A 26081-nucleotide genomic window follows, 5' to 3' on the forward strand; every position below is an offset into this window, starting at 1 on the left:
GTCCTGCGCGGCGGAAATCCGCCGCGCAGGACCGTGCCCCCGCCCGTTGGGCCGGTCGGCTCCGTCAGAAGCCGAAGTCCTGGGTCCACCAGGGGCCGCCGGCGGCGTTGTACACGCCGACGCCCAGGGTGCGGAACTCGCAGTTGAGGATGTTCGCCTTGTGGCCCGGGCTTTCCATCCAGGCCTTCATCACGGCTCCGGCATCACCCTGGCCGCGGGCGATGTTCTCGCCGCCCATCCCCGATATGCCGGCGTTGGTGGCCCGGTCCCACGGAGTGTTGCCGTCGGGGTCGGTGTGGTCGAAGAAGCCCCGGACGGCCATGTCCTTGCTGAAGGCGCCGGCCAGCGCCGCCAGCGGCGGGTTCGCCCGGACCGGACCGCAGCCGGCCTGCGCACGCTCCTGGTTCACCAGGGTGAGTACGGCGCTCTCCTCGGCGGAGTGGCCGGCCGAGGCGGGCGGGGCGGCCGGGGTCGCCGGGGCGGAGGGCTTCGGCGGGGACGGCTTCGGCTTCACCGGGGTCGGGGTGGGGCTCGCCTTCGGGGTCTTCGTCGGCTCCGTGGAGGGGGAAGGCGACGGGGACGGGGTGGCCGACGGGGACGGCGAGGCGGAGGGGGAAGGCGTGGCGGAGGGGGCGGCGGCTCCTGAGGAAGCCCGGCCGGACAGGTTGGCGAGGCCGCCCTGCTGCTCCAGCGCACTTTCGGGGCTCTTCGAGGCCTGGGCCTTGGCGCCCGTGGTCTTCGCGTCGGAACCCGCGCCGCCCGAGACCCCTACGTAGGGGAAGGAGGAGCCGACCGGGACCACGCCCGTGGTGACGGCCGCGGTGCCGAGGGCCACGGCCACGGATGCGCCCAGCAGTCCGCCTCGCAGAGCGGTGCGGCGCTTGCCGCCGCGGCGCGGCGCGGCATGGAGTCGGTGGCGTCCCATCGCGGCTCGCCCTTCCTGGAATTTCAAGATCAACCTTTACTCACCCAAATGGGTGAGCTCATTGCTGCGCGACTGTACGCCATGGCGGCAGGGGGTGAGGTGCCCCGGAATTGTTTGCCCGGTTAGCGTTCAGGCATGAACGAAGACGTGCGGATGACCGCCTGGGTGCGCGGTCGTGTACAGGGAGTGGGCTTTCGCTGGTTCACCAGGGCCAACGCCATGGAGATCGGCGGACTGACCGGCTTCGCGCTCAACCTGGACGACGGGCGAGTACAAGTGGTGGCCGAAGGTCAACGTGAGAATTGCCACCGGCTCCTGGAATGGCTGCACGGCGCCGACACGCCCGGGAGCGTGAACGGGGTGACAGAGATCTGGGGCACACCGCGCGGTGGTTACGACGGGTTCGCGATCCGGTGAGCGATCGACTGATCATGTACTGAACACATCGCCGGATGGTCCGCATGCGGTCGGATCTGCGCATTCATCGCCGAGGCGTTGCCGACGCGGACGATTCGTGGAAGGCTCGGAGACGAGGATGATCTCCACGCCCCTTGCGGGGCCCGGGATGCCCGCCGATACGGGGCGTGATCGTGTTGACCGTCAAACTTTTTGGTGAGACGCTGGAAGCCCCGCGCACCTGAGCTGTTTGGCAGTGTTGACAGTACACAGTGTCAGCCAAAGATCGATGCGGTGACTTACAGTCGCTGCCGGACCTCGCGGGTGCGATTCCCTCACGACCCACACCGCTTCGGTCGGTCACTCAGTGTGGAGGACCATCCATCATGGCAAAGGCGCTTCTCGGTTACGTCGGCGGTTCCGACCCGCGACTCCTCGCCGAGATGCGACGGCTTCAGCAGCGCGTCCAGGACCTCGAGTCCGAGCTCGGACGAATCCAGTCCGAAAACGACGCTCTGAATGCGGCCGCCGCACAGCACGGAGATTCGCTGCTTGACAGCATCGACCTCGACGTACCCCAGGCGGAGCCTGCGCTCACCTGATCCGCGCTCCCTCGTCGCTCCATCAACAGAACCGCATGATCTGCAAGGGACGCTTCGGCGTCCCTTCTTTCTTTCCGCTCTTCTTTCTTTCCGCGTTCCCACTCGGACGCAAGGTCGCCGGGCGGCGTTGCGCCAGGCGGGGGGCCCATTCCTTTAACGTCTGATGTGCCCTGCACCTTCATGGGCGAAACCGAACGTGAAAGGTAGTGTCCGGCGGCGTGCACCTCAAGTCCCTGACCCTGCGCGGCTTCAAATCCTTCGCCTCCGCGACCACCCTGCGCTTCGAGCCGGGCATCACCTGTGTCGTGGGCCCCAACGGCTCGGGCAAGTCCAATGTGGTGGACGCGCTCTCCTGGGTCATGGGCGAACAAGGAGCCAAGTCCCTGCGCGGCGGGAAGATGGAAGACGTCATCTTCGCGGGCACGACCGGCCGCCCGCCGCTCGGCCGGGCCGAGGTCTCGCTCACCATCGACAACTCCGACGGCGCTCTGCCCATCGAGTACGCCGAAGTCACCATCACGCGGATCATGTTCCGCGGCGGCAGCAGCGAGTACCAGATCAACGGCGACACCTGCCGCCTCCTCGACATCCAGGAGCTGCTCTCCGACTCCGGCATCGGCCGGGAGATGCACGTCATCGTCGGACAGGGACAGTTGGACTCCGTACTGCACGCCGATCCGATGGGCCGCCGCGCCTTCATCGAGGAGGCGGCCGGGGTGCTCAAGCACCGCAAGCGCAAGGAGAAGGCGCTGCGGAAGCTGGACGCGATGCAGGCCAATCTCGCGCGCGTGCAGGATCTGGGCGACGAGCTGCGCCGACAGCTCAAGCCCCTGGGACGGCAGGCGGCCGTGGCCCGGCGGGCGGCGGTGATCCAGGCGGACCTGCGCGACGCGCGGCTGCGGCTGCTCGCCGACGACCTCGTGACGCTGAAGGGCGCGCTCGACGCGGAGATCGAGGACGAGGCGGCCCTGAAGGAGCGCAAGGACGCGGCCGAGGCGCAGCTAGCGGCGGCGGTGCGGCGGGAATCCGAACTGGAGGAGGCCGTACGGGAACTCGCGCCACGGCTCCAGCGGGCGCAGCAGACCTGGTACGAACTGTCGCAGCTGGCCGAACGCGTGCGCGGGACGGTGTCGCTGGCGGACGCCCGGGTCACGTCGGCTTCGGCGCCGGGCGAGGAGGAGCGGCGGGGCCGGGACCCGGAGGAGATGGAGAAGGAGGCCGCGCGGATCCGTGAGCAGGAGGCGGAACTGACGGCCGCGCTGGAGGCGGCCGCGCGGGCGCTGGAAGACACCGTCGGCCACCGGGCCGAGCTGGAGCGCGCGCTGGCCGACGAGGAGCGGCGGCTACGGGACGCGGCGCGGGCCATCGCCGACCGGCGCGAGGCGCTGGCGCGGCTGACGGGCCGGCTCGGCGCGGCCCGCTCCCGCGCGGGTGCGGCGCAGGCGGAGATCGACCGGCTGCTGCTGGCGCGGGACGGGGCGCGGTCGCGGGCGCAGGAGGCGCGCGAGGAGTACGAGGCGCTGGCGGAGGAAGTCGGGGAGGCCTCGGGGGAGGGGTCGGCTCCGGTGCCGGGGGAGTACGAGGAGGCCCGGGCCGAGCTGGCGGCGGCGGAGGCCGGACTCGGCGAGATCCGGGACGCATGGGCGGCGGCCGAGCGTTCGCGGGCGGCGGTCTCGGCGCGGCGTGACGCCCTGGCAACGGGGTTGCGCCGCAAGGACGGTACGGCGGAGCTGCTCGCGTCGCGGCTGGAAGGGCTCGTGGGGCCGGCGGCGCAGCGGTTGTCCGTGACCCCGGGCTACGAGGTCGCGGTGGCGGCGGCGCTGGGCGCCGTGGCGGACGCGGTGGCCGTCACCTCGACGGCGGCGGCGGCCGGGGCGATCCGGTACCTGCGGGAGGGGGACGGGGGCAGGGCCGCGTTCCTGATTGCTCCGGGTGTGGCCTCCGGCGGTCCGGTGGCGGGGGCCGGAGTCCCTGGCCAGGCGGTGGCCCCGGGCCAGGCGCAGGTCCAGCTCCAGGCCCCGGGTCCGGCACTGGAATCGGGTCCGGGAACCGGGGTCGGCTCCGAAGGCCGGGATCAGGCTCCGGGGGGCGAATCGGCCGGTGCGGTCGGGCCGAAGGCTGTGTTCCCCCACCCCGCCCCTTCCCGAAACCGGGACTTCGCCCCGGACCCCGCGCCTCAAACGCCGGCGGGGCCGGGTGTACCGGCGGGGCTGGGTGTGCCAGGCCCCGCGTCTGAGGCGCCGGCGGGGCCGGGTGTGCCGGGGGCGGTGGCTCGGGGTTCTGTGGCTGTCGAGGGGACTGGCCCCCTGGTGGGGGCGGAAGGGGTGTCCGTCCGGGCCCAGGCGCGGGTTTCGGGGTTTCCGCGGGGAGCCGTTCCCGCCGGGGGGCTCGTGCGGGGGGACGCCGAGGTCGTGCGGGCAGTGGACTGGGTGTTGCGGGACTTCGTGGTGGTCGCGGGGCTCGATGACGCCGAGGCGCTGGTTGCCGTGCGGCCCGAGCTGGTGGCCGTGACCGCCGAGGGGGACGTGCTCGGGGCGCACCTCGCGCACGGTGGGTCCGCCGGTGTGCCCAGCCTGATCGAGGTGCAGGCCGGGGTCGACGAGGCGGCGGCGGAGTTGGACCGGCTGGACGGGCAGTGCCTGCTGCTGGCCGCCGCGAAGGAGGCCGCCGACGCGCGCCGGGTGGCGGCCGGGGCCCGGGTCGAGGAGCTCGGGGAGCTGCGGCGGTCCGCGGAGCGGGCCCGGGCCGGGGTCGCGCAGGAGCTTGGGCGGCTCGCCGGGCAGGCGAAGGGGGCACTGGGTGAAGCCGAACGCGCCGCCGCGGCCGCGGCCACGGCGCGGGACGCGCTGGAGCAGGCACTGGCCGACGTGGAGGAGTGCGCGGAGCGGCTCGCCGTCGCCGAGGAGATGCCCGTGGAGGAGGAGCCGGACTCCTCCCACAGGGACCGGCTCGCGGCCGACGGGGCGAACGCGCGGCAGACCGAGATGGAGGCCCGGCTCCAGCTCAGGACCCATGAGGAGCGGGTGAAGGGGCTCGCGGGCCGGGCGGATTCCCTCGACCGCGGGGCCGGGGCCGAACGCGAGGCCCGGGCCCGGGCCGAGCACCGCCGGGAACGGCTGCGCTACGAGGCGCGGGTGGCCGCGGCCGTCGCCGCCGGAGCCCGCCAATTGCTCGCGCACATCGAGGTGTCGCTGACCCGCGCCGTACAGGAGCGCACCTCCGCCGAGTACGCGAAGGGTCTGCGGGAGCGCGAACTCGACGAAGCGCGGGGGCTGGGCCGCGGCCTGAAGGGCGAACTCGACAAGCTCACGGACTCGGTGCACCGCGGCGAGGTGCTCGGCGCCGAGAAGCGCATGCGGATCGAGCAGGTGGAAGCCCGTGCGCTGGAGGAGTTCGGGATGGCCGCGCAGGGGCTCGTCGCCGAGTACGGGCCCGACCAGCCCGTGCCGCCCTCCCCGCCCGCGGACGGGGAGGAGCCGGACCCGGACACCGGGCCGGGACTCTTCGTGCGCGCCGCGCAGGAGAAGCGCCTGAGGGCGGCCGAGCGTGCCTACCAGCAGCTCGGCAAGGTCAATCCGCTGGCGCTGGAGGAGTTCGCGGCGTTGGAGGAGCGGCACAAATTCCTCAGCGAGCAGCTTGAAGACCTACGCAAGACCAGAGCTGACCTCCTTCAGGTCGTGAAGGAGGTCGACGAGCGGGTCGAGCAGGTTTTCACGGAGGCCTACCGGGATACCGCCCGGCAGTTCGAGGGGGTGTTCTCGCGGCTGTTCCCCGGCGGCGAGGGCCGGCTGATCCTGACGGATCCCGACAACATGCTCACCACGGGCATCGACGTCGAGGCCCGGCCGCCGGGCAAGAAGGTCAAGCGGCTGTCGCTGCTCTCGGGGGGCGAGCGCTCGCTGACCGCCGTGGCCCTGCTGGTCGCCATCTTCAAGGCGCGGCCCAGCCCGTTCTACGTCATGGACGAGGTCGAGGCCGCGCTCGACGACACCAACCTCCAGCGGCTGATCCGGATCATGGAGGAACTGCAGGAGAGCTCGCAGCTGATCGTGATCACGCACCAGAAGCGGACGATGGAGGTCGCGGACGCGCTCTACGGGGTTTCGATGCAGGGCGACGGGGTATCGAAGGTCATCAGCCAGCGGCTCCGGTGACGCCTTCGGCGGCGCACGCCATTCGCTGTTCCTTCAATAAGTGAAACTCAAATGCTGCTCAGGTCAGATCGATGCTTGTCGGGTGCGGCTTACCTAGCCTCTTGACTTCAAGAAATGAACACATAGGCTCGCTCCCGCTGTAACCCTTCGAGTGGTGCCTGATCTTGACCTGTGCGCCACTGGAACGAACTATCCCCACCAGCCCGTCACGGCAGCCGGGCACGCAGGAGCGGACCTTGACCAGCAGCACAGCGCGGGCCTCGGCCCCAGGCGCCGGCCCGGAATCACAGCCCGACCACCTCGGGCACGTCATCTTCATCACCGCGGCCGCCGCCATGGGCGGGTTCCTCTTCGGCTACGACAGCTCCGTCATCAACGGCGCGGTCGTGGCGATCCAGGACCGCTTCGACGTCGGTTCGGGCACCCTCGCCCAGGTGATCGCCGCCGCGCTGATCGGCTGCGCCCTCGGCGCCGCCACGGCCGGCCGCATCGCCGACCGGATCGGCCGTATCCGCTGCATGCAGATCGCGGCGGTCCTCTTCACGGCCAGCGCCATCGGCTCGGCCCTGCCCTTCGCGCTCTGGGACCTGGCCCTCTGGCGGGTCGTCGGCGGCTTCGGCATCGGCATGGCCTCGGTCATCGGCCCGGCCTACATCGCCGAGGTGTCCCCGCCCGCCTACCGCGGCCGGCTCGCCTCCTTCCAGCAGGCCGCGATCGTCATCGGCATCGCCATCTCCCAGCTCGTCAACTGGGGGATCCTGAACCTCGCGGACGGCGAGCAGCGCGGCAAGATCGGCGGCCTGGAAGCCTGGCAGTGGATGCTCGGCGTCATGGTCGTCCCGGCCGTGCTCTACGGGCTGATGTCCTTCGTGATCCCGGAATCCCCGCGGTTCCTGATCTCCGTCGGCCGCAACGCCGAGGCCAGGAAGGTGCTCGCCGAGGTGGAGGGCGCGCACGTCGACCTCGACCGGCGCGTCGCGGACATCGAGCACGCCATGCACTCCGAGCACAAGTCCACCTTCAAGGACCTGCTCGGCGGGAAGGGCGGTTTCCTGCCCATCGTCTGGATCGGCATCGGCCTGTCGGTCTTTCAGCAGCTCGTCGGCATCAACGTGATCTTCTACTACAGCTCCTCGCTGTGGCAGTCCGTCGGCATCGACCCGAGCTCCTCGTTCCTGTACTCCTTCGAGACCTCGGTCGTGAACATCATCGGTACGGTCATCGCGATGATCTTCGTGGACCGGATCGGCCGCAAGCCGCTCGCGCTCATCGGCTCCGTCGGCATGGCGATCTCGCTGGGCCTGGCCGCCTGGGCCTTCTCCTACAAGGACACCAGCGGCGGCGACATCGCGCTGCCGCACACCCAGGGCATCGTGGCCCTGGTCGCGGCCAACTGCTTCGTCCTCTTCTTCGCGCTGTCCTGGGGCGTGGTCGTCTGGGTGCTGCTCGGGGAGATGTTCCCCGGCCGCATCCGCGCCGCCGCCCTCGGCGTCGCCGCCGCCGCCCAGTGGATCGCCAACTGGGTCATCACGGTGTCGTTCCCGACCCTGTCCGACTGGAACCTGTCCGGCGCCTACGTCATCTACACGGTCTTCGCCGTGCTCTCGATCCCGTTCATCCTCAAATGGGTGCCGGAGACCAAGGGCAAGGCGTTGGAGGAGATGGGCTGATCACCCCCGCCAACAGCCTCTCTCCTCTCAGAGGAGGTACTGCCCCGTCTCAGTCCTTGAGGCGGGGCAGTACCTGTTCGCACAGGAGCTGCAGGCTCCGCCAGCCCTCGTCCACGGGCATCCCGCCGCACAGTGGGTGCAGCACCAGGTTCCCCGCCTCGCCGGCGCCGCGGGCGTACGCGACCGCCTCGTCCGGGGTGAGGATGCGGTACACGCCCTCGGCGCGCAGCTCCGCCACCGTGCTCGCGCCCGACCGTACGGCGCTGCGGATGTCCTTGGACTGCCAGGAGGCGTACATCCCGGCCTCGTGCAGGAAGCGCTCGCCGTACTCGGCCCACGCCCGGTCCGGGTCCTCGGAGATGTGCAGCAGCGGGGTCTCGGCCGCCGGCATCATGCAGAAGCCCTCCGTGCCGTACTCCGCGAGCTTCGCGTTGTAGTACGCCTCCAGCTCGGGCAGGTGCGCGCTCGGGAAGAACGGCAGCCCCAGGCGGGCCGCGCGCCGGGCGGCCGCCTCCGAGCTGCCGCCGACCAGGAGCAGCGGGTGCGGCTGGGTGAACGGCCGCGGAGTGACCCGTACGGTACGGCCGCGGAACTCGAACGGCTCACCGGTCCACGCCTTCAGCAAGGTCTCCAGCAGCTCGTCCTGGAGCTTGCCGCGCCGGCTCCACTCCACGCCGTGCTGCTCGTACTCCTCGGGCCGGTAGCCGATGCCGGCCACCGTGACGAGGCGGCCGCCACTGAGCAGGTCCAGTACGGCGATGTCCTCGGCGACCTTCAGCGGGTCGTACAGCGGGCCGATGATCGCCGAGACGGTGACGGCGATCCGGCGGGTGGCACCGAAGACCGCGCCCGCGAAGGCGAAGGGGGAGGGCAGCCAGTTGTTCTCGGTGCCGTGGTGCTCCTCGGTCTGGATGGTGTCGATCCCGCGGTCGTCCGCGTACTTCGCCATCTCCAGCGCGGCCTTGTAGCGGGCGGAGAGGGTTTCCGGGGTGCCGTTCGGATCGATGAGGTTGAACCGGGCCACGGTGATGGGCATGGAGAAGTCCCCCTTCGCCGGATGTGGGTGGGCGGGCGAAGGGGGACGTTAGCTGACGTGGCGTCAGTTGGACAGGGACCCGGCGCCGGCGGCCGCGGGCGCCGGCTCCTCGGCGGGGGCCGCCGGGCCCTTCGCCTCCGGGGTGCGCGGCAGGGCCGCGTACAGGACGGCCGAGGTGACGATGCCCGCCAACCAGCCCAGGCCGTTCTGCCCGATCCAGGTGGTGGCCAGCGGTCCGCTGAACCAGTCGACCTTCGTGAACAGCAGACCCACCACCAGGGCGAGGCCCCAAGCGGTCATGGCCTGCCAGGCGAAGCCGCCGCGGTACCAGTAGGCGCTGCTCCGCGTGGTGTCCAGCAGGGCGGCCCCGTCGTAGGAGGTGCGTCGCAGCATGTCCACGCCGAAGACGCCGATCCACGCGGAGAAGGCCACGGCCAGCAGGGTGAGGAAGGAGATGAACGAACCGAAGAAGCTGGTCGCGACCACCATCAGCAGGAAGCCGAAGATCAGGCTGATGACGGCGTTGACGCTGACCGCCGCGGCGCGCGGGACCTTGATGCCCAGGGTCTGGGCGGTGAAGCCCGCCGAGTACATGGACATCGAGTTGATGAGCAGCATGCCGACGAGCGCGATCAGCAGGTACGGGACCGCGATCCAGATCGGCAGCAGCTCGCCGATGAAGGAGACCGGGTCCTGCGCGGTGGCCAGGTCCGGGGTGGCCACCGCCATCACGGCGCCCATGAGCACCATCGGGATCACCACGACGGCCGCGCCGCCGATGGTCGCGCCGACCATGCCCCTGGCGGAGGCGGTGCGGGGCAGGTAGCGGGTGAAGTCCGGTCCGGACGGGACCCAGCTGATGCCGCCGGCCGCGATGGTGCCGATGCCCGCGATCATCATCGCGGTGGAGCCGGCGGGCTTGCCGAAGACGGCGGACCAGTCGGTCTCGGCGATCAGGTAGCCCAGCACGAGCACGCTGAAGGCGCCGAAGAGGTACGTGGACCACTTGGAGCAGACGCGCAGCGCGTTGATGCCCAGACCGGAGACGAGGAAGGTGCAGCCGACGAAGAAGAGGAGGGTGACGACGATCAGGGCGGTGTTCTTCTTGATGCCGAAGACCAGGTCGAGGACGGTCAGGACGGCGTAGGCGCCGCTGACCGCGTTGATGGTCTCCCAGCCCCAGCGGGCGACCCAGATCAGGGCGCCGGGGAAGAGGTTGCCGCGCTGGCCGAAGACGGCCCGGGAGAGCGCCATGCCGGGGGCGCCGCCGCGCTTGCCCGCGATGGATATGAGTCCGACGAGCCCGTAGGAGACGACGGGCGCGGCGATCGCGACGACGAGCACCTGCCAGATGTTCAGCTTGTTGAAGATCACGAGACCGGCGCCCATGGTCAGCAGCAGCACACTGATGTTGGCGGCGACCCAGGTCGGGACGAGCTCGCGCACCCGGCCGCGGCGCTCACTGTCCGGAACGGGTTCCAGGCCGCGTGACTCGACAGCGGTCGTCTCGGCAGACATAGGTGTACTCCGTGGGGGAAGCGGGGCGTGGGGGGACTGTTCATCATCGTAGATTCGTCGCAAAAAGTACAAACAGAGGCCAATGTCCTTATGTGAACCTACAAAGGAGTGGGGCCGGGGCTGGGCTCGCCGGGCTCAAGGAGTACGGGTGCGGTCTGCGCGACGGGGAGGTGCCCGGCGGGCTGCTCGCCGTCGCCGGCGCCTTCCTCGGGCCGCCTCACGATGACCTGTACTGCGTGCGCGCCATCCGCGCGTAGCGGCGGACCTACGGCGCGGACTTCGTGGCCGATACTGGAGAAGTTATGGAAATCCTCATCCTTGCCGTAGTCATCGCCCTGGTCGCGGTCGGCGCGATCAGCGGACTCGTGGTCAGCAGCCGCAAGAAGAAGCAGCTGCCGCCCACGGCGCCGCCCAGCACGCCGACCATCACTGCCCCGCCCGCCGAACCGCAGGTGGGGGAGGACGCCGCACCGACGGCGCAAGAACCGCGCCGCACGATCGAAGAGGTCGTGCTCCCCGATGCGGAGACGGCCCTCGAATCGCCGGTCGCGGTCGAGGACCCGGTCGTGGGGGCTCCGCCCGCCCCCGAGATCGAGGTGCCCGAGCCCACCGCCGGCCGCCTGGTCCGGCTGCGCGCCCGTCTCGCCCGGTCGCAGAACACGCTCGGCAAGGGGCTGCTCACGCTGCTCTCCCGCGAGCACCTCGACGAGGACACCTGGGAGGAGATCGAGGAGACCCTCCTCATCGCCGACGTCGGTGTCGCGCCGACCCAGGAGCTGGTGGACCGCCTCCGCGAGCGGGTCAAGGTGCTCGGCACCCGCACCCCCGCCGATCTGCGTGCCCTGCTGAAGGAGGAGCTGGTCGCGCTCCTCGGTACCGATTTCGACCGCGCGGTGAAGACCGAGAGCGGCGTGGACACCCCCGCCGTGATCATGGTCGTCGGCGTGAACGGCACCGGCAAGACCACCACCACCGGCAAGCTCGCCCGCGTGCTCGTCGCCGACGGCCGCAGTGTCGTGCTCGGCGCTGCGGACACCTTCCGCGCCGCCGCCGCCGACCAGCTCCAGACCTGGGGCGACCGGGTCGGAGCACGTACCGTGCGCGGCCCCGAGGGCGGCGACCCGGCCTCGATCGCCTACGACGCGGTCAAGGAGGGCATCGCCGAGGGCGCCGACGTGGTGCTCATCGACACCGCCGGCCGGCTGCACACCAAGACCGGCCTGATGGACGAGCTCGGCAAGGTCAAGCGCGTCGTGGAGAAGCACGGCCCGCTCGACGAGATCCTGCTGGTCCTGGACGCCACCACCGGCCAGAACGGCCTGACCCAGGCCCGCGTCTTCGCGGAAGTCGTGGACATCACCGGCATCGTGCTGACCAAGCTCGACGGCACCGCCAAGGGTGGCATCGTCATCGCCGTCCAGCGCGCGCTGGGCGTCCCGGTCAAGCTCATCGGCCTCGGTGAGGGCGCGGACGACCTGGCGCCCTTCGAGCCGGAGGCCTTCGTCGACGCCCTGATCGGCGACTGAGCGAGGCCCTCACCGCATCGAGGCCCTTGACCGCATCAAGGGCTCACGCGCCCGTACGAAGGCCAGTGCCCCCGCGGTCCCACGGACCCGGGGGCACAGCCATGGGCGGAGCTCAAGCCCTGCGCAGCCGGTGGCAGAGGTAGGCGAGGGTGCCCAGCAGGAGCCGGGCCTGGGGCGGGTTCCCGGCCGAGTCCAGCGCGGGGGGCCGCAGCCAGCTCACCGGGCCGAGGCCCGCGAAGTCCGAGGGCGGGGCGGTGATGTAGGAGCCCTGGCCCAGCGCGAGCAGATCGAGACCGGCGTCGTCCCAGCCCATCCGGTACAGCAGCTGCGGCAGCCCGGCCGCCGCCCCCGGGGCGACGAAGAACTGGGCCCGGCCGTCCGGGGTCGCGGTGACCGGGCCGAGCGGCAGGCCCATCCGCTCGAGGCGGACCAGCGCCCGCCGCCCGGCCTCCTCGGAGACCTCGATGACGTCGAAGGAGCGGCCGACGGGGATCAGCACCGCGGCCCCCGGGTACCCGCTCCAGGTCTCGGTGACCTTGTCGAGGGTGGCGCCGGCCGGGACCGTGGGAGCGAGGGCCAGCGGATGCGCCCCCGGCGCACCGCAATTCGTATGACCGCAGGAGCAGTCCCGGGCGGGCCCCGCGGCCCGGGCGCCGGGGACCACGTCCCAGCCCCACAGTCCGGTGTACTCCGCCACCGTCGTGCACTCCGACGTCCGCCCGCGCCGCCGGGCGCCGGAACGGAACTCCTTGGTACCGCGGCTGCCGCCGATCGTGAAGCCCATGCCCATGCCCCCTCCAACGGGTCGGACGTGCCGGTGGTTACGACATCGGCCGGACGGGATGCCCGGCGCACTCCTCGCCGCGTGCGCCCCTGGCGCACTCCTGTCCATCCGATCGGTTCTGCCTACGTGTCAAGTGAATCGCGCCTGGCAGGTGGCGAGTTCATTCGAAGGGGTGGCGAATGGTGGCGTTTCCGGGATCGACCTCCCCGGAGGGGTGATCGTAGGATTACTTTCGGTGCATGAAGCGCTAAGGCGGACGTGTCCACACGGGTATGCCGGAGGCAAGGCGTGAAGGACTCGTGAAGAGCGGCTCCCGACAGGGTTTCGTGTTGAAGAGGCTGACGGATGGGGGGCGTTCCAGTGAGCGGCAACGGCGCAAGCGGAACGAGTGCGGAGTCCGACATGTCTTCCGCCGGGGTCCCGGAGCACGACTCCGCGCCGGACGCGACCGTCCGCAATGAGCAGCTGACCTCCTGGTTCGTCCGCAGCGGCTGGTCCAAGGGCGAGCTCGCCCGCCAGGTCAACCGCCGGGCCCGCCAGATGGGCGCCCACCACATCAGCACCGACACCTCACGGGTCCGCCGCTGGCTCGACGGGGAACAGCCCCGCGAGCCCGTCCCGCGGATCCTGTCGGAGCTCTTCTCCGAACGCTTCGGCTCCGTCGTCGCCATCGAACACCTCGGCCTGCGCGCCGCCCACCAGACCCCCTCCGTCTCCGGCGTCGACCTGCCCTGGGCCGGTCCGCAGACCATCGAGCTGCTCGGCGAGTTCTCCCGCAGCGACCTGATGCTGGCCCGCCGCGGCTTCCTCGGGACCTCGCTCGCCCTGTCCGCCGGCCCCGCCCTCATCGAGCCCATGCAGCGCTGGCTCGTACCGGTCCCGGCCGCCGACCCGGGACCCCGGGAGGCGGGGCCGACGGGCGCCCTCGGCGGCCACCGGCCGCCCAGGCTCTCCGAGCCCGAGGTGGATCTCCTCGAAGCGACCACCGTGATGTTCCGCCAGTGGGACGCCCAGTGCGGCGGCGGACTGCGGCGCAAGGCGGTCGTGGGCCAGCTCCACGAGGTCACCGACCTGCTCCAGGAGAACCACCCGGCCCCGGTCATGAAGCGGCTCTTCAAGGTCGCCGCCGAGCTCGCCGAGCTCGCCGGCTGGATGAGCTACGACATCGGCCTGCACCCCACCGCGCAGAAGTACTTCGTCCTCGCGCTGCACGCCGCCAAGGAGGGCGGCGACAAGCCCCTGGGCTCGTACATCCTCTCCAGCATGAGCCGCCAGATGATCCACCTGGGCCGCCCCGAGGACGCCCTGGAACTCATCCACCTGGCCCAGTACGGCAGCCGCGACTGCGCCGGCCCCCGCACCCAGGCCATGCTGTATGCGATGGAGGCCCGCGCCTACGCCAACATGGGCCAGCCCAGCCGGTGCAAGCGGGCCGTGCGGATGGCCGAGGACACCTTCTCCGACGTCGGCTTCGACGCCGAGCCCGAGCCCGACTGGATCCGTTTCTTCTCCGAGGCCGAGCTCAACGGCGAGAACTCCCACTCTTACCGGGACCTGGCCTACGTGGCGGGCCGCAGCCCCATGTACGCCTCCCTCGCCGAACCGGTCATGGAGCGTGCCGTCGAGCTCTTCGGGAAGGACGAGGAGCACCAGCGCTCCTACGCCCTCAACCTCATCGGCATGGCCACCGTGCACCTGCTCCAGCGCGAGCCGGAGCAGGCCGCGGTCCTCGTCGGCCGCGCCCTCGACGTGGCGGGAAAGGTGCGGTCCGAGCGGGTGAACACCCGGCTGCGCAAGACCGTCGACACCGCCGCGCGTGAGTACGGCGACGTCGCGGAAGTGGTGCGCCTGACCGACCACCTCGCCTCCCGCCTCCCCGAGGCCGCGGAGGCCGTCTGACGGCCACCCCGGCCGATTCCAAAGGCCCCCGGCCGCGGCAGTCACCCCGTGAAGCCCGATCAGGCTCCCCCAGCCAGGTTCCCCGGGTCATCGCCGCGGCCGGGTTCCCACCCGGCGGCTCCATGAACCATTCGTTCATGGAGGCGTAACACGCCAGGCCTCTTCGTCATCGACGCGAAACACCCAGCGGCGCCGCCGGAAACCGGCCTGCGCGAATCTCAGGGCCATTAACCGGCCAGCCCCCCGGCCGGAACACCCTCAGGCCTGATTCACGAACCAGTGCCGCTCAGGTTTTCACGCTCGCCCGCACGCGAACGTACCGACGACGAGGAGACGCCGATGGCATCAGCCATCACGACCCTCGCGGCAGACGCCCCCACGCTGTCTTCCGCGAACACCGGGTTCATGCTCATCTGCTCCGCCCTGGTCATGCTGATGACCCCGGGACTCGCCTTCTTCTACGGAGGCATGGTCCGCGTCAAGAGCAGCCTCAACATGCTGATGATGAGCTTCATCAGCCTCGGGATCGTCACGATCCTCTGGGTCCTCTACGGATTCAGCCTCGCCTTCGGCGCCGACTCCGGCTCGCTCATCGGCTGGACCTCCGACTACGTGGGACTCAGCGGCATCGGCATCACCGAGCTGTGGGACGGCTACACCATCCCGGTCTACGTCTTCGCCGTCTTCCAGCTGATGTTCGCGATCATCACCCCGGCCCTGATAAGCGGTGCGCTGGCCGACCGCGTCAAGTTCAGCGCATGGGCCCTGTTCATCACCCTGTGGGTCACCGTCGTCTACTTCCCCGTCGCCCACTGGGTGTGGGGCGCCGGCGGCTGGCTCTTCGAGCTCGGCGTCATCGACTTCGCCGGCGGCACCGCCGTCCACATCAACGCGGGCGCCGCGGCCCTCGGCGTCATCCTGGTCATCGGCAAGCGCGTCGGCTTCAAGAAGGACCCGATGCGCCCGCACAGCCTCCCGCTCGTGATGCTCGGCGCGGGCCTCCTGTGGTTCGGCTGGTTCGGCTTCAACGCGGGCTCCTGGCTCGGCAACGACGACGGCGTCGGCGCGGTCATGTTCGTCAACACGCAGGTCGCCACCGCCGCGGCCATGCTCGCCTGGCTCGGCTACGAGAAGCTGCGCCACGGCTCCTTCACCACCCTCGGCGCCGCCTCCGGCGCGGTCGCGGGCCTCGTCGCCATCACCCCCTCCGGCGGCTCCTGCTCCCCGCTCGGCGCGATCGCCATCGGCGTCATCGCCGGTGTCGTGTGCGCCATGGCCGTCGGACTGAAGTACAAGTTCGGCTACGACGACTCCCTCGACGTGATCGGCGTCCACCTCGTCGGCGGCGTCATCGGCTCCCTGCTCGTCGGCCTCTTCGCCACCGGCGGGGTCCAGTCCGACGCGGCCGGCCTCTTCTACGGCGGCGGCCTCGAGCAGCTCGGCAAGCAGGCCGTCGGAGTCTTCGCGGTACTCGCCTACTCTCTCGTGGCATCCGCGGTACTCGCCTTCCTCCTCGACAAGACGATCGGGATGCGGGTCACCGAGGACGACGAGGTCTCCGGCATCGACCAGGTCGAGCACGCCGAGACCGCCTACGACTTCAGCGGAGCCGGCGGCGGCTCCTCCTCCCGGAGCACCGCCGGCCCCGCCCCCGTTGCCGCCGCGAGCAAGAAGGTTGACGCATGAAGCTCATCACCGCGATCGTGAAGCCGCACCGGCTGGACGAGATCAAGGAAGCCCTGCACCGCTACGGAGTCCAGGGGCTCACCGTCTCCGAAGCCAGCGGATACGGCCGCCAGCGCGGCCACACCGAGGTCTACCGGGGCGCCGAGTACACCGTGGACCTCGTACCGAAGATCCGCATCGAGGTGCTCGTCGAGGACGCCGACGCCGAAGACGTGATGCGGATCGTCGTCGACGCCGCCCAGACCGGCAAGATCGGCGACGGCAAGGTGTGGAGCATCCCCGTGGACTCGGTCATCCGGGTCCGCACCGGCGAGCGCGGCGCTGACGCGCTCTAGGTGATTGGAACCCTGGGTTGACGAGCGTCGAAGAGACCACGGACGGCAACACGGCCGACCAGGCACCCAGCGGTTACGCCGCGGCCCGGCTGCGACTCCTCCAGGAGGAGTCGCAGTCCGGGCCTTCCCGGCGTTCCGCCCTGGCAGCCCTGACCGACGACTGGCTGAAGGCGCTGTTCACCACCGCCGTACGGGAGACGGGCGTGCGGGGCGCCACCCTCGTCGCCGTCGGCGGCTACGGCCGCGCCGAACTCTCCCCGCGCAGCGACCTCGACCTGGTCCTGCTCCACGACGGCAAGGCCGAACCGCGCGCGCTCAGCGCCCTGGCCGACCGGCTCTGGTACCCCGTCTGGGACCTGGGCGTCGCCCTCGACCACTCGGTGCGCACCCCCGGCGAAGCCCGCAAGACCGCCGCCGAAGACCTCAAGGTGCACCTCGGACTGCTCGACGCCCGGCCCGTCGCGGGCGACGCCGGGCTCCTCGCGGGACTGCGCACCTCCGTCCTGGCGGACTGGCGGAATCAAGCCGCCAAGCGGCTCCCGCAACTGCACTCCCTGTGCCGCGAGCGGGCCGAGCGCGCCGGGGAGCTCCGGTTCCTGCTGGAACCCGACCTCAAGGAGGCCCGCGGGGGACTGCGCGACGTCACCGCGCTGCGGGCCGTCGCCGCGTCCTGGCTGGCCGACGCCCCCCGCGAGGGCCTCACCGAAGCCCGGCGCCGGCTGCTCGACGCCCGGGACGCGCTGCACCTGGTGACCGGCCGCGCCACCGACCGGCTCTCCCTCCAGGAACAGACACCCGTCGCGGCGCAGCTCGGTCTGCTCGACGCCGACGCCCTGCTCAGGGAGGTGTACGAGGCCGCGCGGGTGGTCTCGTACGCCGGTGACGTGACCTGGCGCGAGGTCGGGCGCGTGCTCCGGGCGCGGTCCGCCCGCCCCCGGCTCCGCGGCCTGCTCGGCACCCGCAGCACCGTGCCCGAGCGGGCCCCGCTCGCCGAAGGCGTCGTGGAGTCCGACGGCGAGGCCGTACTGGCCCTGGCCGCGCGGCCGGACCGGGACCCGGTGCTGCCCCTGCGGTTCGGGGCGGCGGCCGCCCAGGCGGGACTGCCCGTCTCGCTGCACGCGGTACGCAGGCTCGCGGCGCAGTCGAAGCCGCTGCCGGTGCCGTGGCCGGCCGAGGCCCGGGAGCAGCTGCTGACCCTGCTGGGCGCGGGGGAGCCGACGGTGGCCGTGTGGGAGGCGCTGGAGGCCGAGGGGATCATCACGAAGCTGCTGCCCGACTGGGAGCGGGTGCGGTGCCGGCCGCAGCGCAACCCGGTGCACACCTGGACCGTGGACCGCCACCTCGTCGAGACGGCGGTCCGGGCCTCGGCGCTGACCCGCCGGGTGGGCCGCCCCGACCTCCTCCTGATGGCCTCGCTGCTGCACGACATCGGCAAGGGATGGCCCGGCGACCACTCGGTGGCGGGCGAGACGATCGCGCGGGACATGGCGCTGCGGGTGGGCTTCGACGCGGAGGACGTCGCCGTGCTGGGCGCGCTGGTACGCCACCACCTGCTGTTGATCGACACCGCCACGCGACGGGACCTGGACGACCCGGCCACGGTGAAGGCGGTCGCGGAGGCGGTCGGCTCGCCCGGCACGCTGGAGATCCTGCACGCGCTCACGGAGGCCGACGCGCTGGCCACCGGCCCGGCGGCGTGGAGCGCGTGGCGCGGGTCCCTCGTGGCGGACCTGGTCGCGCGGGTCGCCGCCGTACTGGCGGGGGCGGCCCCGGCGGCGACGGCGCTGGAGATCCCGAGCACGGAGCAGGAGCGCCTGGCGGTGGAGGCGCTGCGCACCGGGGAGCCGGTACTGGCCCTGCACGCCCGCCAGGAAGAGGACGCGGTCGGGGTGGAACTGGTGGTGGCCGTCCCCGACCAGCCGGGGGTGCTTCCCGCGGTGGCCGGCGTACTGGCCCTGCACCGGCTCACCGTCCGGGCGGCCGACCTGCGCTCGCTGGAGCTCCCGGACCAGCTGGGCGAGGTGCTGGTCCTGCGGTGGCGGGTGGCGGCGGAGTACGGGGCCCTGCCCGAGGCGGCGCGGCTGCGCAGCGATCTCGTACGGGCCCTCGACGGCTCGCTCGACGTCCCGGCGAAGCTGGCTGACCGCGAGGCGGCGTACCCGCGCCGGCGGGGGGTGGTCCCGCCGCCGCCCCGGGTCACGGTGGTCCCCGAGGTCTCCTCCCTGGCCACGGTCCTGGAGGTGCGCGCGCCCGACGCGGTCGGGCTGCTGCACCGGATCGGGCGGGCGCTGGAGTCCTGCGGCGCCCGGGTCCGCAGCGCGCACGTCTCGACGCTCGGGGCGAATGCCGTGGACACGCTGTACGTGACCACGGGGGAAGGCAAGCCGCTGGATCCCGCGGCCGCGGCCGCCCTGGCCGCCTCGGTGGAGTCGGCCCTGAAGTAGCGGGACGAGAGCGGCGGGGGAGAACGCGGCGGGGGAGAACGCCGGACGGGCCGGAAAATCCGGCCCGTCCGGCGTTCGCGGACCGGGGTCCGGGGCGGCGCGCCGGGCAACGGGGGAAGAGCGGGCAGGGGATTGGTGCCCGCAGGGCCAGGCAGGTGGCGCGGCCCGATACCCTGGGGGACGACCACACGCCCCCGACCCGAGGAATCGCGACCACCGTGTTCGATACGCTTTCCGACCGCCTCAGCGCGACCTTCAAGTCCCTCCGGGGCAAAGGCCGCCTCTCCGAGCAGGACATCGACGCTGCGGCGCGGGAAATCCGTATCGCCCTCCTCGAGGCCGACGTCGCACTCCCCGTCGTCCGCTCCTTCATCGCGAACGTCAAGGAGCGCGCCCGCGGCGAAGAGGTCTCCAAGGCCCTGAACCCGGGCCAGCAGGTCCTCAAGATCGTCAACGACGAGCTGGTCTCCATCCTCGGTGGCGAGACCCGGCGGCTGCGCTTCGCCAAGACCGCGCCCACCGTGATCATGCTCGCCGGCCTCCAGGGTGCCGGTAAGACCACCCTCGCCGGAAAGCTCGGCCTGTGGCTGAAGGGGCAGGGTCACACCCCGCTCCTCGTCGCCTGCGACCTCCAGCGCCCCAACGCCGTCAACCAGCTCTCGGTCGTGGCCGAGCGCGCCGGCGTGGCCGTCTACGCGCCGTCGCCGGGCAACGGCGTCGGTGACCCGGTCCAGGTCGCCAAGGACTCCATCGAGTACGCGCGCACCAAGCAGTACGACGTGGTCGTCGTCGACACCGCCGGCCGCCTCGGCATCGACCAGGAGCTGATGCAGCAGGCCGCGGACATCCGCGACGCCGTCAGCCCGGACGAGATCCTCTTCGTCGTCGACGCGATGATCGGCCAGGACGCGGTCAACACCGCCGAGGCCTTCCGCGACGGCGTCGGCTTCGACGGCGTCGTGCTCTCCAAGCTCGACGGCGACGCCCGTGGTGGTGCCGCGCTCTCCATCGCGCACGTCACCGGCAAGCAGATCATGTTCGCCTCGAACGGCGAGAAGCTCGACGAGTTCGACGCCTTCCACCCGGACCGCATGGCGGGCCGGATCCTCGACATGGGTGACATGCTCACCCTGATCGAGCAGGCCGAGAAGACGTTCAGCCAGGACGAAGCCGAGAAGATGGCGGCGAAGCTGGCGAAGGGGCCGAAGGAGTTCACGCTCGACGACTTCCTGGCCCAGATGGAGCAGGTCCGCAAGATGGGCTCCATCTCCAAGCTGCTCGGCATGCTTCCCGGCATGGGGCAGATCAAGGACCAGATCAACAACATCGACGAGCGCGACGTGGACCGCACCGCCGCCGTCATCAAGTCGATGACCCCGGCCGAGCGCCAGGACCCGCACATCATCAACGGCTCGCGCCGCGCCCGTATCGCCAAGGGCGCCGGTGTCGAGGTCAGCGCCGTGAAGTCGCTGGTCGAGCGGTTCTTCGAGGCCCGCAAGATGATGTCCCGCATGGCCCAGGGCGGCGGTATGCCGGGCATGCCCGGCATCCCCGGGATGGGTGGCGGCCCCGGCCGCCAGAAGAAGCAGGTCAAGCAGGCCAAGGGCAAGCGCAAGAGCGGCAACCCGATGAAGCGCAAGGAAGAAGAGGCCGCGGCAGCCGCGCGCCGCGAGGCCGGCCCGGACGCGGCCGAGCCCGCCGCCGGCGGCAACCCGTTCGGCCTTCCGGCCGGCGGGGGCCAGGCGCCTCAGGACTTCGACCTCCCGGACGAGTTCAAGAAGTTCATGAAGTAGCCGCGCGAGCACGGCGAGGTACGGCGAAGGGCCCCGACCGGTGTCGGGGCCCTTCCCCGTGTCCGGAGCGGGCCGCGACCACCTGGGCCGCACACCCGAGCGATGATCCGGTTTGTCGCTTATGGTCGGCCGGGAGGACGGCAGAAGGAGGCCACGTGCCCAGCCCCACCCCCGTACCGCCCCGCGACCGGGCCGATACGCCCTGGCGCTCCGAAGGCGCACCCCCCGCCCCGCCCCCCAAGAAACGCATGCCCGGCGGCTGGCGCGGCCTGATCCTCACCGCCCTGATCGTCTACCTGATCACGAACCTGGTGCTCTCCTTCTTCAACGAGGGCGACGAGCCGACCATCTCGTACACGGAGTTCAGCAAGCAGGTCGCCGACGGCAACGTCTCGAAGATCTACTCCAAGGGCGACGCCATCCAGGGGCAGCTGAAGGCCAAACAGCCCGTGCCGGACGGCGGGAAGGGCGACTACACCAAGTTCGTCTCCCAGCGGCCCGCCTTCGCCGACGACGACCTGTGGGCCAACCTCACCAAGCAGAACGTCGTCGTCACCGCCTCCCCGGTCGTCGAGCAGCGCAGCTTCCTGGCCAACCTGCTCATCTCCCTGGCCCCGATGCTGCTGCTGGTCCTCCTGTGGGTGGTCATCGCCCGCCGGATGGGCTCGGCCATGGGCGGGGGCATGGGCGGGCTGGGACGCAAGGCCCCGCCCAAGCCGGTCGAACTCGAGGGCGTCAAGCGCACGACCTTCGAGGACGTGGCCGGCATCGACGAGGTCGAGGGCGAACTCAACGACGTCGTGGACTTCCTCAAGAACCCGGACGAGTACCGCAAGATGGGCGCCCGGATGCCCGGCGGCGTCCTGCTCGCCGGCCCGCCCGGCACGGGCAAGACCCTGCTCGCCCGCGCGGTGGCCGGCGAGGCCGGGGTGCCGTTCTTCTCCGCCTCCGCCTCCGAGTTCATCGAGATGATCGTCGGCGTCGGCGCCTCCCGGGTGCGCGAACTCTTCTCCGAGGCCCGCAAGGTGGCCCCCGCCATCGTCTTCATCGACGAGATCGACACCATCGGGCGGGCGCGCGGCGGCGGCGCGGCCATGGGCGGCCACGACGAGCGCGAGCAGACCCTGAACCAGATCCTCACCGAGATGGACGGCTTCTCCGGCTCCGAGGGCGTGATCGTCCTCGCCGCGACCAACCGGGCCGACGTCCTGGACCCGGCGCTGACCCGGCCGGGACGCTTCGACCGCACCGTCATGGTCTCCCCGCCCGACAAGAGCGGGCGTGAAGCCATCCTGCGCATCCACACCAGGGACATCCCGCTCGCCACCGGCGTCGACCTCGCGCAAGTGGCCCGTACGACCCCGGGCATGACCGGAGCCGATCTGGCCAACCTGGCCAACGAGGCCGCCCTGCTCGCGGTGAAGCGCCAGCAGACCGAAGTCACCCAGTCGGATCTCTCCGACGCGCTGGAGAAGGTCCAGCTCGGAGCGGAACGGCCGCTGGTGATGGCGGACGAGGAACGCCTGCGCACCGCGTACCACGAGAGCGGGCACGCCCTGCTGGGCATGCTCCAGCCCGGCGCCGACCCGGTCCGCAAGATCACCATCGTCCCGCGCGGACGGGCGCTCGGAGTCACCCTCTCCACCCCGGAGTCGGACCGGTACGCCTACACCGAGGAGTACCTGCGCGGCCGCATCATCGGGGCGCTCGGCGGCATGGCCGCCGAACAGGTGGTCTACGAAGTCATCACCACCGGAGCGGAGAACGACCTCGAACAGGTCACCAACATCGCCCGGGGCATGGTCGGCCGCTGGGGCATGAGCGAACGCATCGGCCGGCTCACCGCGATCCCCTCGGACGGACAGAGCCCCTACGGCCTCTCCGCGGCCCCCGCCACCCTCGACGCGGTGGACCACGAGATGCGCCGGATCGTCGACGAGTGCTACGAGACGGCCTGCCGCCTGCTGGTCGAGAACCGCGACAAGCTGGAAGCCCTCGCGCAGGCGCTGATGGCGAACGAAACCCTGGACGAGGCGGCCGCCTACGCCGCCGCCGGCATCCCCCGGCTCCACAAGTAACCGCCGTGGGGGGGCGGGGCACGGCCCCCCCCGGCGGGGGGAGGCCGGGCGGGCCCCCGCGCCCCCGCGGGGCGGGCCGGCCCCCGCCCCCCCCACGGCGGCGTTAGGCCGTTCGGGCGATCACGTACCGGAAGATGTTGGGCAGCCAGACGGCGCCGTCGCCCCGTTCGTACGGGTGGAGAGCCTCCGTCAGTTCCTTCTCCACCTGCACCGTGTCGGAGCACTCGTACAGCCCCGTCGACATCAGCCCGCGCACCGCGCTGTCCACGTCGGCGTACCCGAACGGGCAGAACACCCTCCCCGATCCGTCCGGCACCAGCCCGGCCGCGGCCGCCATCGCGTCGAGATCCCGCGCCGCAGGCCCGCCGCCCAGGACCGACGGCACCGTGCACCGCTCCGCCGGACCCCAGTCGGCCAGCACCACCGTGCCGCCGGGCCGGCGCAGCGCCGGCAGGGCGGCGGCCAGGGCGCGCGGGGTGGGCGAGAAGGCCAGCAGGACGTCGTACGGCACAGCGGGCGCGGGCGGGGCCGCCAGGACCTCCAAGAGGCGCTCCCGGGCCAGCGTCCGGCGTGCCGGATCCGTCTCCACACCCGTGGCCAGGGCTCCCCGGCCCGAGGCCAGCAGCAAGGCCAGTCCGGCCCCGCAGTCGAGGCCCAGCAGCCGGTCGCCCGGCCCGACCTCCAGTCGGTCGTAGACCGCCTCGTACAGCGGTACCAGCATCCGTTCCTGGATTTCCGCCCAGTCCCGGGCGGCGAGCGTCGCCGTTGGCGTCGGTGTCATCGAAAGAGCGCTCCTGATTCCTTGTCGCCCCCATGCCCCCGTTGCCAGAGAACTCCCGATTCGTCTTCGCGTCCAGAGGAGCGCGCCACCCGATTCACGCTCGGTACTCCGGGCGCCGTAACATTCGCGCCATGGCAAAGGCACCCGTTCTCACCCCCCAGGCGGAGGATTTCCCCCGCTGGTACCAGGATCTGATCAACAAGGCCGAGCTGGCCGACAACGGTCCGGTACGCGGCACCATGGTCATCCGACCGTACGGCTACGGGCTGTGGGAGCGGATGCAGCAGGAGATGGACGCGCGCATCAAGGACGCGGGCGCCCAGAACGCGTACTTCCCGCTGTTCATCCCGCAGTCGTACCTGACGAGGGAAGCGGAGCACGTCGAGGGCTTCGCCCCCGAGCTCGCGGTGGTTACGCACGGCGGCGGCAAGGAGCTGGACGAGCCGGTCGTCGTCCGGCCCACCTCCGAGACGATCGTCAACGAGTACTTCTCCAAGTGGGTCCAGAGCTACCGCGACCTGCCCCTGCTGATCAACCAGTGGGCGAACGTGGTCCGCTGGGAGATGCGCCCGCGCGTGTTCCTCCGTACGAGCGAGTTCCTCTGGCAGGAGGGCCACACGGCCCACGTCACCTACGAGGAAGCCCGCGACTACGCGGCGCGCATCCACACGGACGTCTACGGCGACTTCATGACGAACGTGCTCGGCATCGACGTCGTGCTCGGCCGCAAGACCGCCAAGGAGCGCTTCGCCGGCGCCATCAACACCCTCACGCTCGAGGGCATGATGGGCGACGGCAAGGCCCTGCAGCTCGGCACGAGCCACGAGCTCGGCACCAACTTCGCCAAGGCCTTCAACACGCAGTACCTGTCGAAGGAAGGCAAGCAGGAGCTCGTCTGGCAGACCTCGTGGGGCGTCTCCACCCGCATGGTCGGCGGCCTGATCATGTCGCACGGCGACGACAACGGCCTGCGGGTCCCGCCGCGCCTCGCCCACGTCCAGGTCGTCGTCATGGCGATCAAGGGCGACGAGGCCGTGGCCAAGGTCCGCGAGCTGGGCGCCCAGCTCAAGGCCGCGGGCCTGCGGGTGTTCGTCGACGACCGCGTCGACACCCCCTTCGGCCGCCGCGCCGTGGACTGGGAGCTCAAGGGCGTACCGGTCCGCGTCGAGATCGGCCCCCGCGACCTGGAGGCCGGCACCGCGATGCTGGCCCGCCGGATCCCGGGCGGCAAGGAGGCCGTGCAGATCTCCGAGCTCGCCGCCCTGCTGCCCAAGGTGCTGGAGGAGGATCAGGCGCAGCTGCTGCGCGAGTCCCGCGAGCGCCGGGTGTCCCGTACCTCCGACGTCGCGACCATCGAGGAGGCCGCCGAGGCCGCCATCGCCGGCGGCTGGGCGCGGATCCCGTGGGCCGACCTCGGCCCCGAGGGCGAGGCCAAGCTCGCCGAGCAGGCCGTCTCCGTGCGCTGCCTGATCGCCGAGGACGGGTCGGTCCCGCAGGCGGACGACGCCCCCGGCAACCTGGCGATCGTCGCGCGCTCGTACTAGCCGGACCGGCCGACGGTTCCCACACCCCGGCGCGCGGCATCCGTCGCGCGCCGGGGTGTAGTCGTCGTTACGTACCGACTCCTCCCGAGATATGCGCACCCGTCCTCGTCGGGACGCATGAGACTGAACTGACTGGTACGTGCAAAAAATTTGGAATGGCCCGGAATCGGAACACCGGGGCACCCCGGCTCGTTGTCACGACGTGAGCACGACACCACCTGTTCTCGCCGCAGAGCTGGCGCAGGCGTGGGCCGATATTCAGCGGTACCACTCCGAGCTGCCTGACCTTGCCGCGCCCGAGTCCCTGATCGGAGAGTCCTCGTCCGCCTGCGGCGCCGAGCTCTCCTTCGAGCGACTGCTGCACGAGGCAGTCCACGGCATCGCCGCAGCCCGCGGAGTGCGTGACACTTCGCGCGCCGGCCGCTACCACAACCGCAGGTTCCTCGCGATCGCCGAGGAGATGGGGCTGGACCACACCGACGAGCCACACGCGAGCAGCGGCTTCTCCCTGGTCTCGCTCAACCCCGAGGCGAAGAGGCGCTACCGGCCCACCATGGAGCGCCTCCATCGCGCACTGAAAGCCCATACGGTCGCCACGGCCGCCGACACCAAGCGCAGCTTCCGCGGCCCGGCCGCCCGGCACGGGTCCTCCGGCGGCGGCGTCCGCGTCAAAGCGGTCTGCGACTGCGGGCGCAACGTGCGCGTGGTCCCGTCCGTGCTGGCTCAGGCCCCGATCGTCTGCGGAGGCTGCATGAAGCCCTTCCGCATCCCCGAAGTGGCCATCGCGGTGGCCTCCTGACCCGGCGGGCGGGCTCCGCGACCGCCCGGCCGAGCGCGCCGCGGGCGTGTGGCACAATGGCTAGCTGTACTCGACAGTCGCATAGGACCCCTCTCTCCTCCGGCTGACGCG

19 protein-coding genes are annotated in these 26081 nt (G+C 71.4%); 14 read left to right on the top strand and 5 right to left on the bottom strand.

What is annotated here, in order from left to right; all coding sequences use genetic code 11:
- Positions 1-64 precede the first annotated feature (64 nt).
- Positions 65-925, bottom strand: coding sequence for a CAP domain-containing protein (locus OTB20_RS30840; protein WP_267822536.1), 861 nt, complete (start codon positions 923-925; stop codon positions 65-67).
- A 135-nt stretch (positions 926-1060) separates the two neighbouring features.
- On the opposite strand from OTB20_RS30840, the gene OTB20_RS30845 reads away from it, so the two are divergent.
- The 4 genes from OTB20_RS30845 to OTB20_RS30860 all read left to right on the top strand — a co-directional run bounded on the left by OTB20_RS30845 (position 1061) and on the right by OTB20_RS30860 (position 7747).
- Complete coding sequence (locus tag OTB20_RS30845) at positions 1061-1342, top strand: acylphosphatase (RefSeq protein ID WP_267753519.1); 282 nt, start codon at positions 1061-1063, stop codon at positions 1340-1342.
- A 365-nt stretch (positions 1343-1707) separates the two neighbouring features.
- Complete coding sequence (locus OTB20_RS30850) at positions 1708-1923, top strand: hypothetical protein (RefSeq protein ID WP_030227372.1); 216 nt, start codon at positions 1708-1710, stop codon at positions 1921-1923.
- Positions 1924-2141: 218 nt separating this feature from the next.
- The gene (locus OTB20_RS30855; protein ID WP_267822538.1) at positions 2142-6077 is read left to right on the top strand and encodes an AAA family ATPase; all 3936 of its coding nucleotides are present in this window, start codon (positions 2142-2144) and stop codon (positions 6075-6077) included.
- 236 nt (positions 6078-6313) lie between these two features.
- Positions 6314-7747, top strand: coding sequence for a sugar porter family MFS transporter (locus OTB20_RS30860; RefSeq protein WP_267822540.1), 1434 nt, complete (start codon positions 6314-6316; stop codon positions 7745-7747).
- Positions 7748-7796: 49 nt separating this feature from the next.
- On the opposite strand, the gene OTB20_RS30865 is transcribed toward OTB20_RS30860, so the two are convergent.
- Both OTB20_RS30865 and OTB20_RS30870 read right to left on the bottom strand, forming a co-directional pair.
- The gene (locus OTB20_RS30865) at positions 7797-8783 is read right to left on the bottom strand and encodes an LLM class flavin-dependent oxidoreductase (protein WP_267822542.1); all 987 of its coding nucleotides are present in this window, start codon (positions 8781-8783) and stop codon (positions 7797-7799) included.
- 63 nt (positions 8784-8846) lie between these two features.
- Positions 8847-10301: a cytosine permease gene (locus OTB20_RS30870; protein WP_267822544.1), complete on the bottom strand. Its 1455-nt coding sequence runs from the start codon at positions 10299-10301 to the stop codon at positions 8847-8849.
- Positions 10302-10393: 92 nt separating this feature from the next.
- On the opposite strand from OTB20_RS30870, the gene OTB20_RS30875 reads away from it, so the two are divergent.
- Together OTB20_RS30875 and ftsY are read left to right on the top strand one after the other, a co-directional pair.
- Positions 10394-10558 carry a hypothetical protein gene (locus OTB20_RS30875; protein WP_267822546.1) on the top strand — a complete coding sequence of 55 codons (165 nt, stop codon included), beginning with the start codon at positions 10394-10396 and terminating at the stop codon, positions 10556-10558.
- Between the two features lie 45 nt (positions 10559-10603).
- Positions 10604-11827, top strand: a complete 1224-nt coding sequence (gene ftsY / locus OTB20_RS30880; RefSeq protein WP_267822547.1) for a signal recognition particle-docking protein FtsY — start codon at positions 10604-10606, stop codon at positions 11825-11827.
- Between the two features lie 112 nt (positions 11828-11939).
- On the opposite strand, the gene OTB20_RS30885 is transcribed toward ftsY, so the two are convergent.
- On the bottom strand, positions 11940-12611 hold the full coding sequence (locus tag OTB20_RS30885) for a bifunctional DNA primase/polymerase (protein ID WP_267822549.1): 672 nt from the start codon (positions 12609-12611) through the stop codon (positions 11940-11942).
- 402 nt (positions 12612-13013) lie between these two features.
- Here OTB20_RS30885 and OTB20_RS30890 point away from each other — a divergent pair, with 402 nt between their 5' ends.
- The 6 genes from OTB20_RS30890 (at position 13014) to ftsH (ending at position 22846) form a co-directional block, all read left to right on the top strand.
- Positions 13014-14510, top strand: a complete 1497-nt coding sequence (locus OTB20_RS30890) for a hypothetical protein (RefSeq protein WP_267822551.1) — start codon at positions 13014-13016, stop codon at positions 14508-14510.
- A 339-nt stretch (positions 14511-14849) separates the two neighbouring features.
- Positions 14850-16196, top strand: coding sequence for an ammonium transporter (locus OTB20_RS30895; protein ID WP_267753504.1), 1347 nt, complete (start codon positions 14850-14852; stop codon positions 16194-16196).
- Positions 16193-16531 (top strand): P-II family nitrogen regulator, encoded by a 339-nt coding sequence (locus OTB20_RS30900; protein WP_267822553.1) that lies wholly within the window; start codon positions 16193-16195, stop codon positions 16529-16531. Before OTB20_RS30895 ends, OTB20_RS30900 begins: the two co-directional genes overlap by 4 nt.
- Before the next feature lie 17 nt (positions 16532-16548).
- Positions 16549-18975, top strand: a complete 2427-nt coding sequence (locus tag OTB20_RS30905) for a [protein-PII] uridylyltransferase (RefSeq protein ID WP_267822555.1) — start codon at positions 16549-16551, stop codon at positions 18973-18975.
- A gap of 218 nt (positions 18976-19193) precedes the next feature.
- The gene (gene ffh / locus OTB20_RS30910) at positions 19194-20768 is read left to right on the top strand and encodes a signal recognition particle protein (protein WP_267822556.1); all 1575 of its coding nucleotides are present in this window, start codon (positions 19194-19196) and stop codon (positions 20766-20768) included.
- Positions 20769-20923: 155 nt separating this feature from the next.
- Positions 20924-22846, top strand: a complete 1923-nt coding sequence (gene ftsH / locus OTB20_RS30915; RefSeq protein WP_420716518.1) for an ATP-dependent zinc metalloprotease FtsH — start codon at positions 20924-20926, stop codon at positions 22844-22846.
- Between the two features lie 103 nt (positions 22847-22949).
- On the opposite strand, the gene OTB20_RS30920 is transcribed toward ftsH, so the two are convergent.
- Entirely contained in the window at positions 22950-23627 is a 678-nt protein-coding gene (locus OTB20_RS30920) for a methyltransferase type 11 (RefSeq protein WP_267822558.1), read from the bottom strand.
- 131 nt (positions 23628-23758) lie between these two features.
- On the opposite strand from OTB20_RS30920, the gene proS reads away from it, so the two are divergent.
- Complete coding sequence (gene proS, locus OTB20_RS30925; RefSeq protein WP_267822560.1) at positions 23759-25171, top strand: proline--tRNA ligase; 1413 nt, start codon at positions 23759-23761, stop codon at positions 25169-25171.
- 202 nt (positions 25172-25373) lie between these two features.
- Positions 25374-25970, top strand: a complete 597-nt coding sequence (locus OTB20_RS30930; RefSeq protein WP_267753494.1) for a hypothetical protein — start codon at positions 25374-25376, stop codon at positions 25968-25970.
- The last annotated feature ends 111 nt before the right edge of the window (positions 25971-26081 follow it).

This window comes from Streptomyces sp. H27-H1, from assembly GCF_026627445.1.
Taxonomy (GTDB): domain Bacteria; phylum Actinomycetota; class Actinomycetes; order Streptomycetales; family Streptomycetaceae; genus Streptomyces.

Excerpts from the sequence above, each read along its gene's own strand:
- OTB20_RS30840 (WP_267822536.1), bottom strand. The coding sequence starts at position 925 with ATGGGACGCCACCGACTCCATGCCGCGCCGCGCCGCGGCGGCAAGCGC.
- OTB20_RS30895 (WP_267753504.1), top strand. The coding sequence starts at position 14,850 with ATGGCATCAGCCATCACGACCCTCGCGGCAGACGCCCCCACGCTGTCT.
- OTB20_RS30865 (WP_267822542.1), bottom strand. The coding sequence starts at position 8,783 with ATGCCCATCACCGTGGCCCGGTTCAACCTCATCGATCCGAACGGCACC.
- proS (WP_267822560.1), top strand. The coding sequence starts at position 23,759 with ATGGCAAAGGCACCCGTTCTCACCCCCCAGGCGGAGGATTTCCCCCGC.
- OTB20_RS30920 (WP_267822558.1), bottom strand. The coding sequence starts at position 23,627 with ATGACACCGACGCCAACGGCGACGCTCGCCGCCCGGGACTGGGCGGAA.
- ftsY (WP_267822547.1), top strand. The coding sequence starts at position 10,604 with ATGGAAATCCTCATCCTTGCCGTAGTCATCGCCCTGGTCGCGGTCGGC.
- OTB20_RS30890 (WP_267822551.1), top strand. The coding sequence starts at position 13,014 with ATGTCTTCCGCCGGGGTCCCGGAGCACGACTCCGCGCCGGACGCGACC.
- OTB20_RS30850 (WP_030227372.1), top strand. The coding sequence starts at position 1,708 with ATGGCAAAGGCGCTTCTCGGTTACGTCGGCGGTTCCGACCCGCGACTC.
- OTB20_RS30845 (WP_267753519.1), top strand. The coding sequence starts at position 1,061 with ATGAACGAAGACGTGCGGATGACCGCCTGGGTGCGCGGTCGTGTACAG.
- OTB20_RS30870 (WP_267822544.1), bottom strand. The coding sequence starts at position 10,301 with ATGTCTGCCGAGACGACCGCTGTCGAGTCACGCGGCCTGGAACCCGTT.
- OTB20_RS30900 (WP_267822553.1), top strand. The coding sequence starts at position 16,193 with ATGAAGCTCATCACCGCGATCGTGAAGCCGCACCGGCTGGACGAGATC.
- OTB20_RS30885 (WP_267822549.1), bottom strand. The coding sequence starts at position 12,611 with ATGGGCTTCACGATCGGCGGCAGCCGCGGTACCAAGGAGTTCCGTTCC.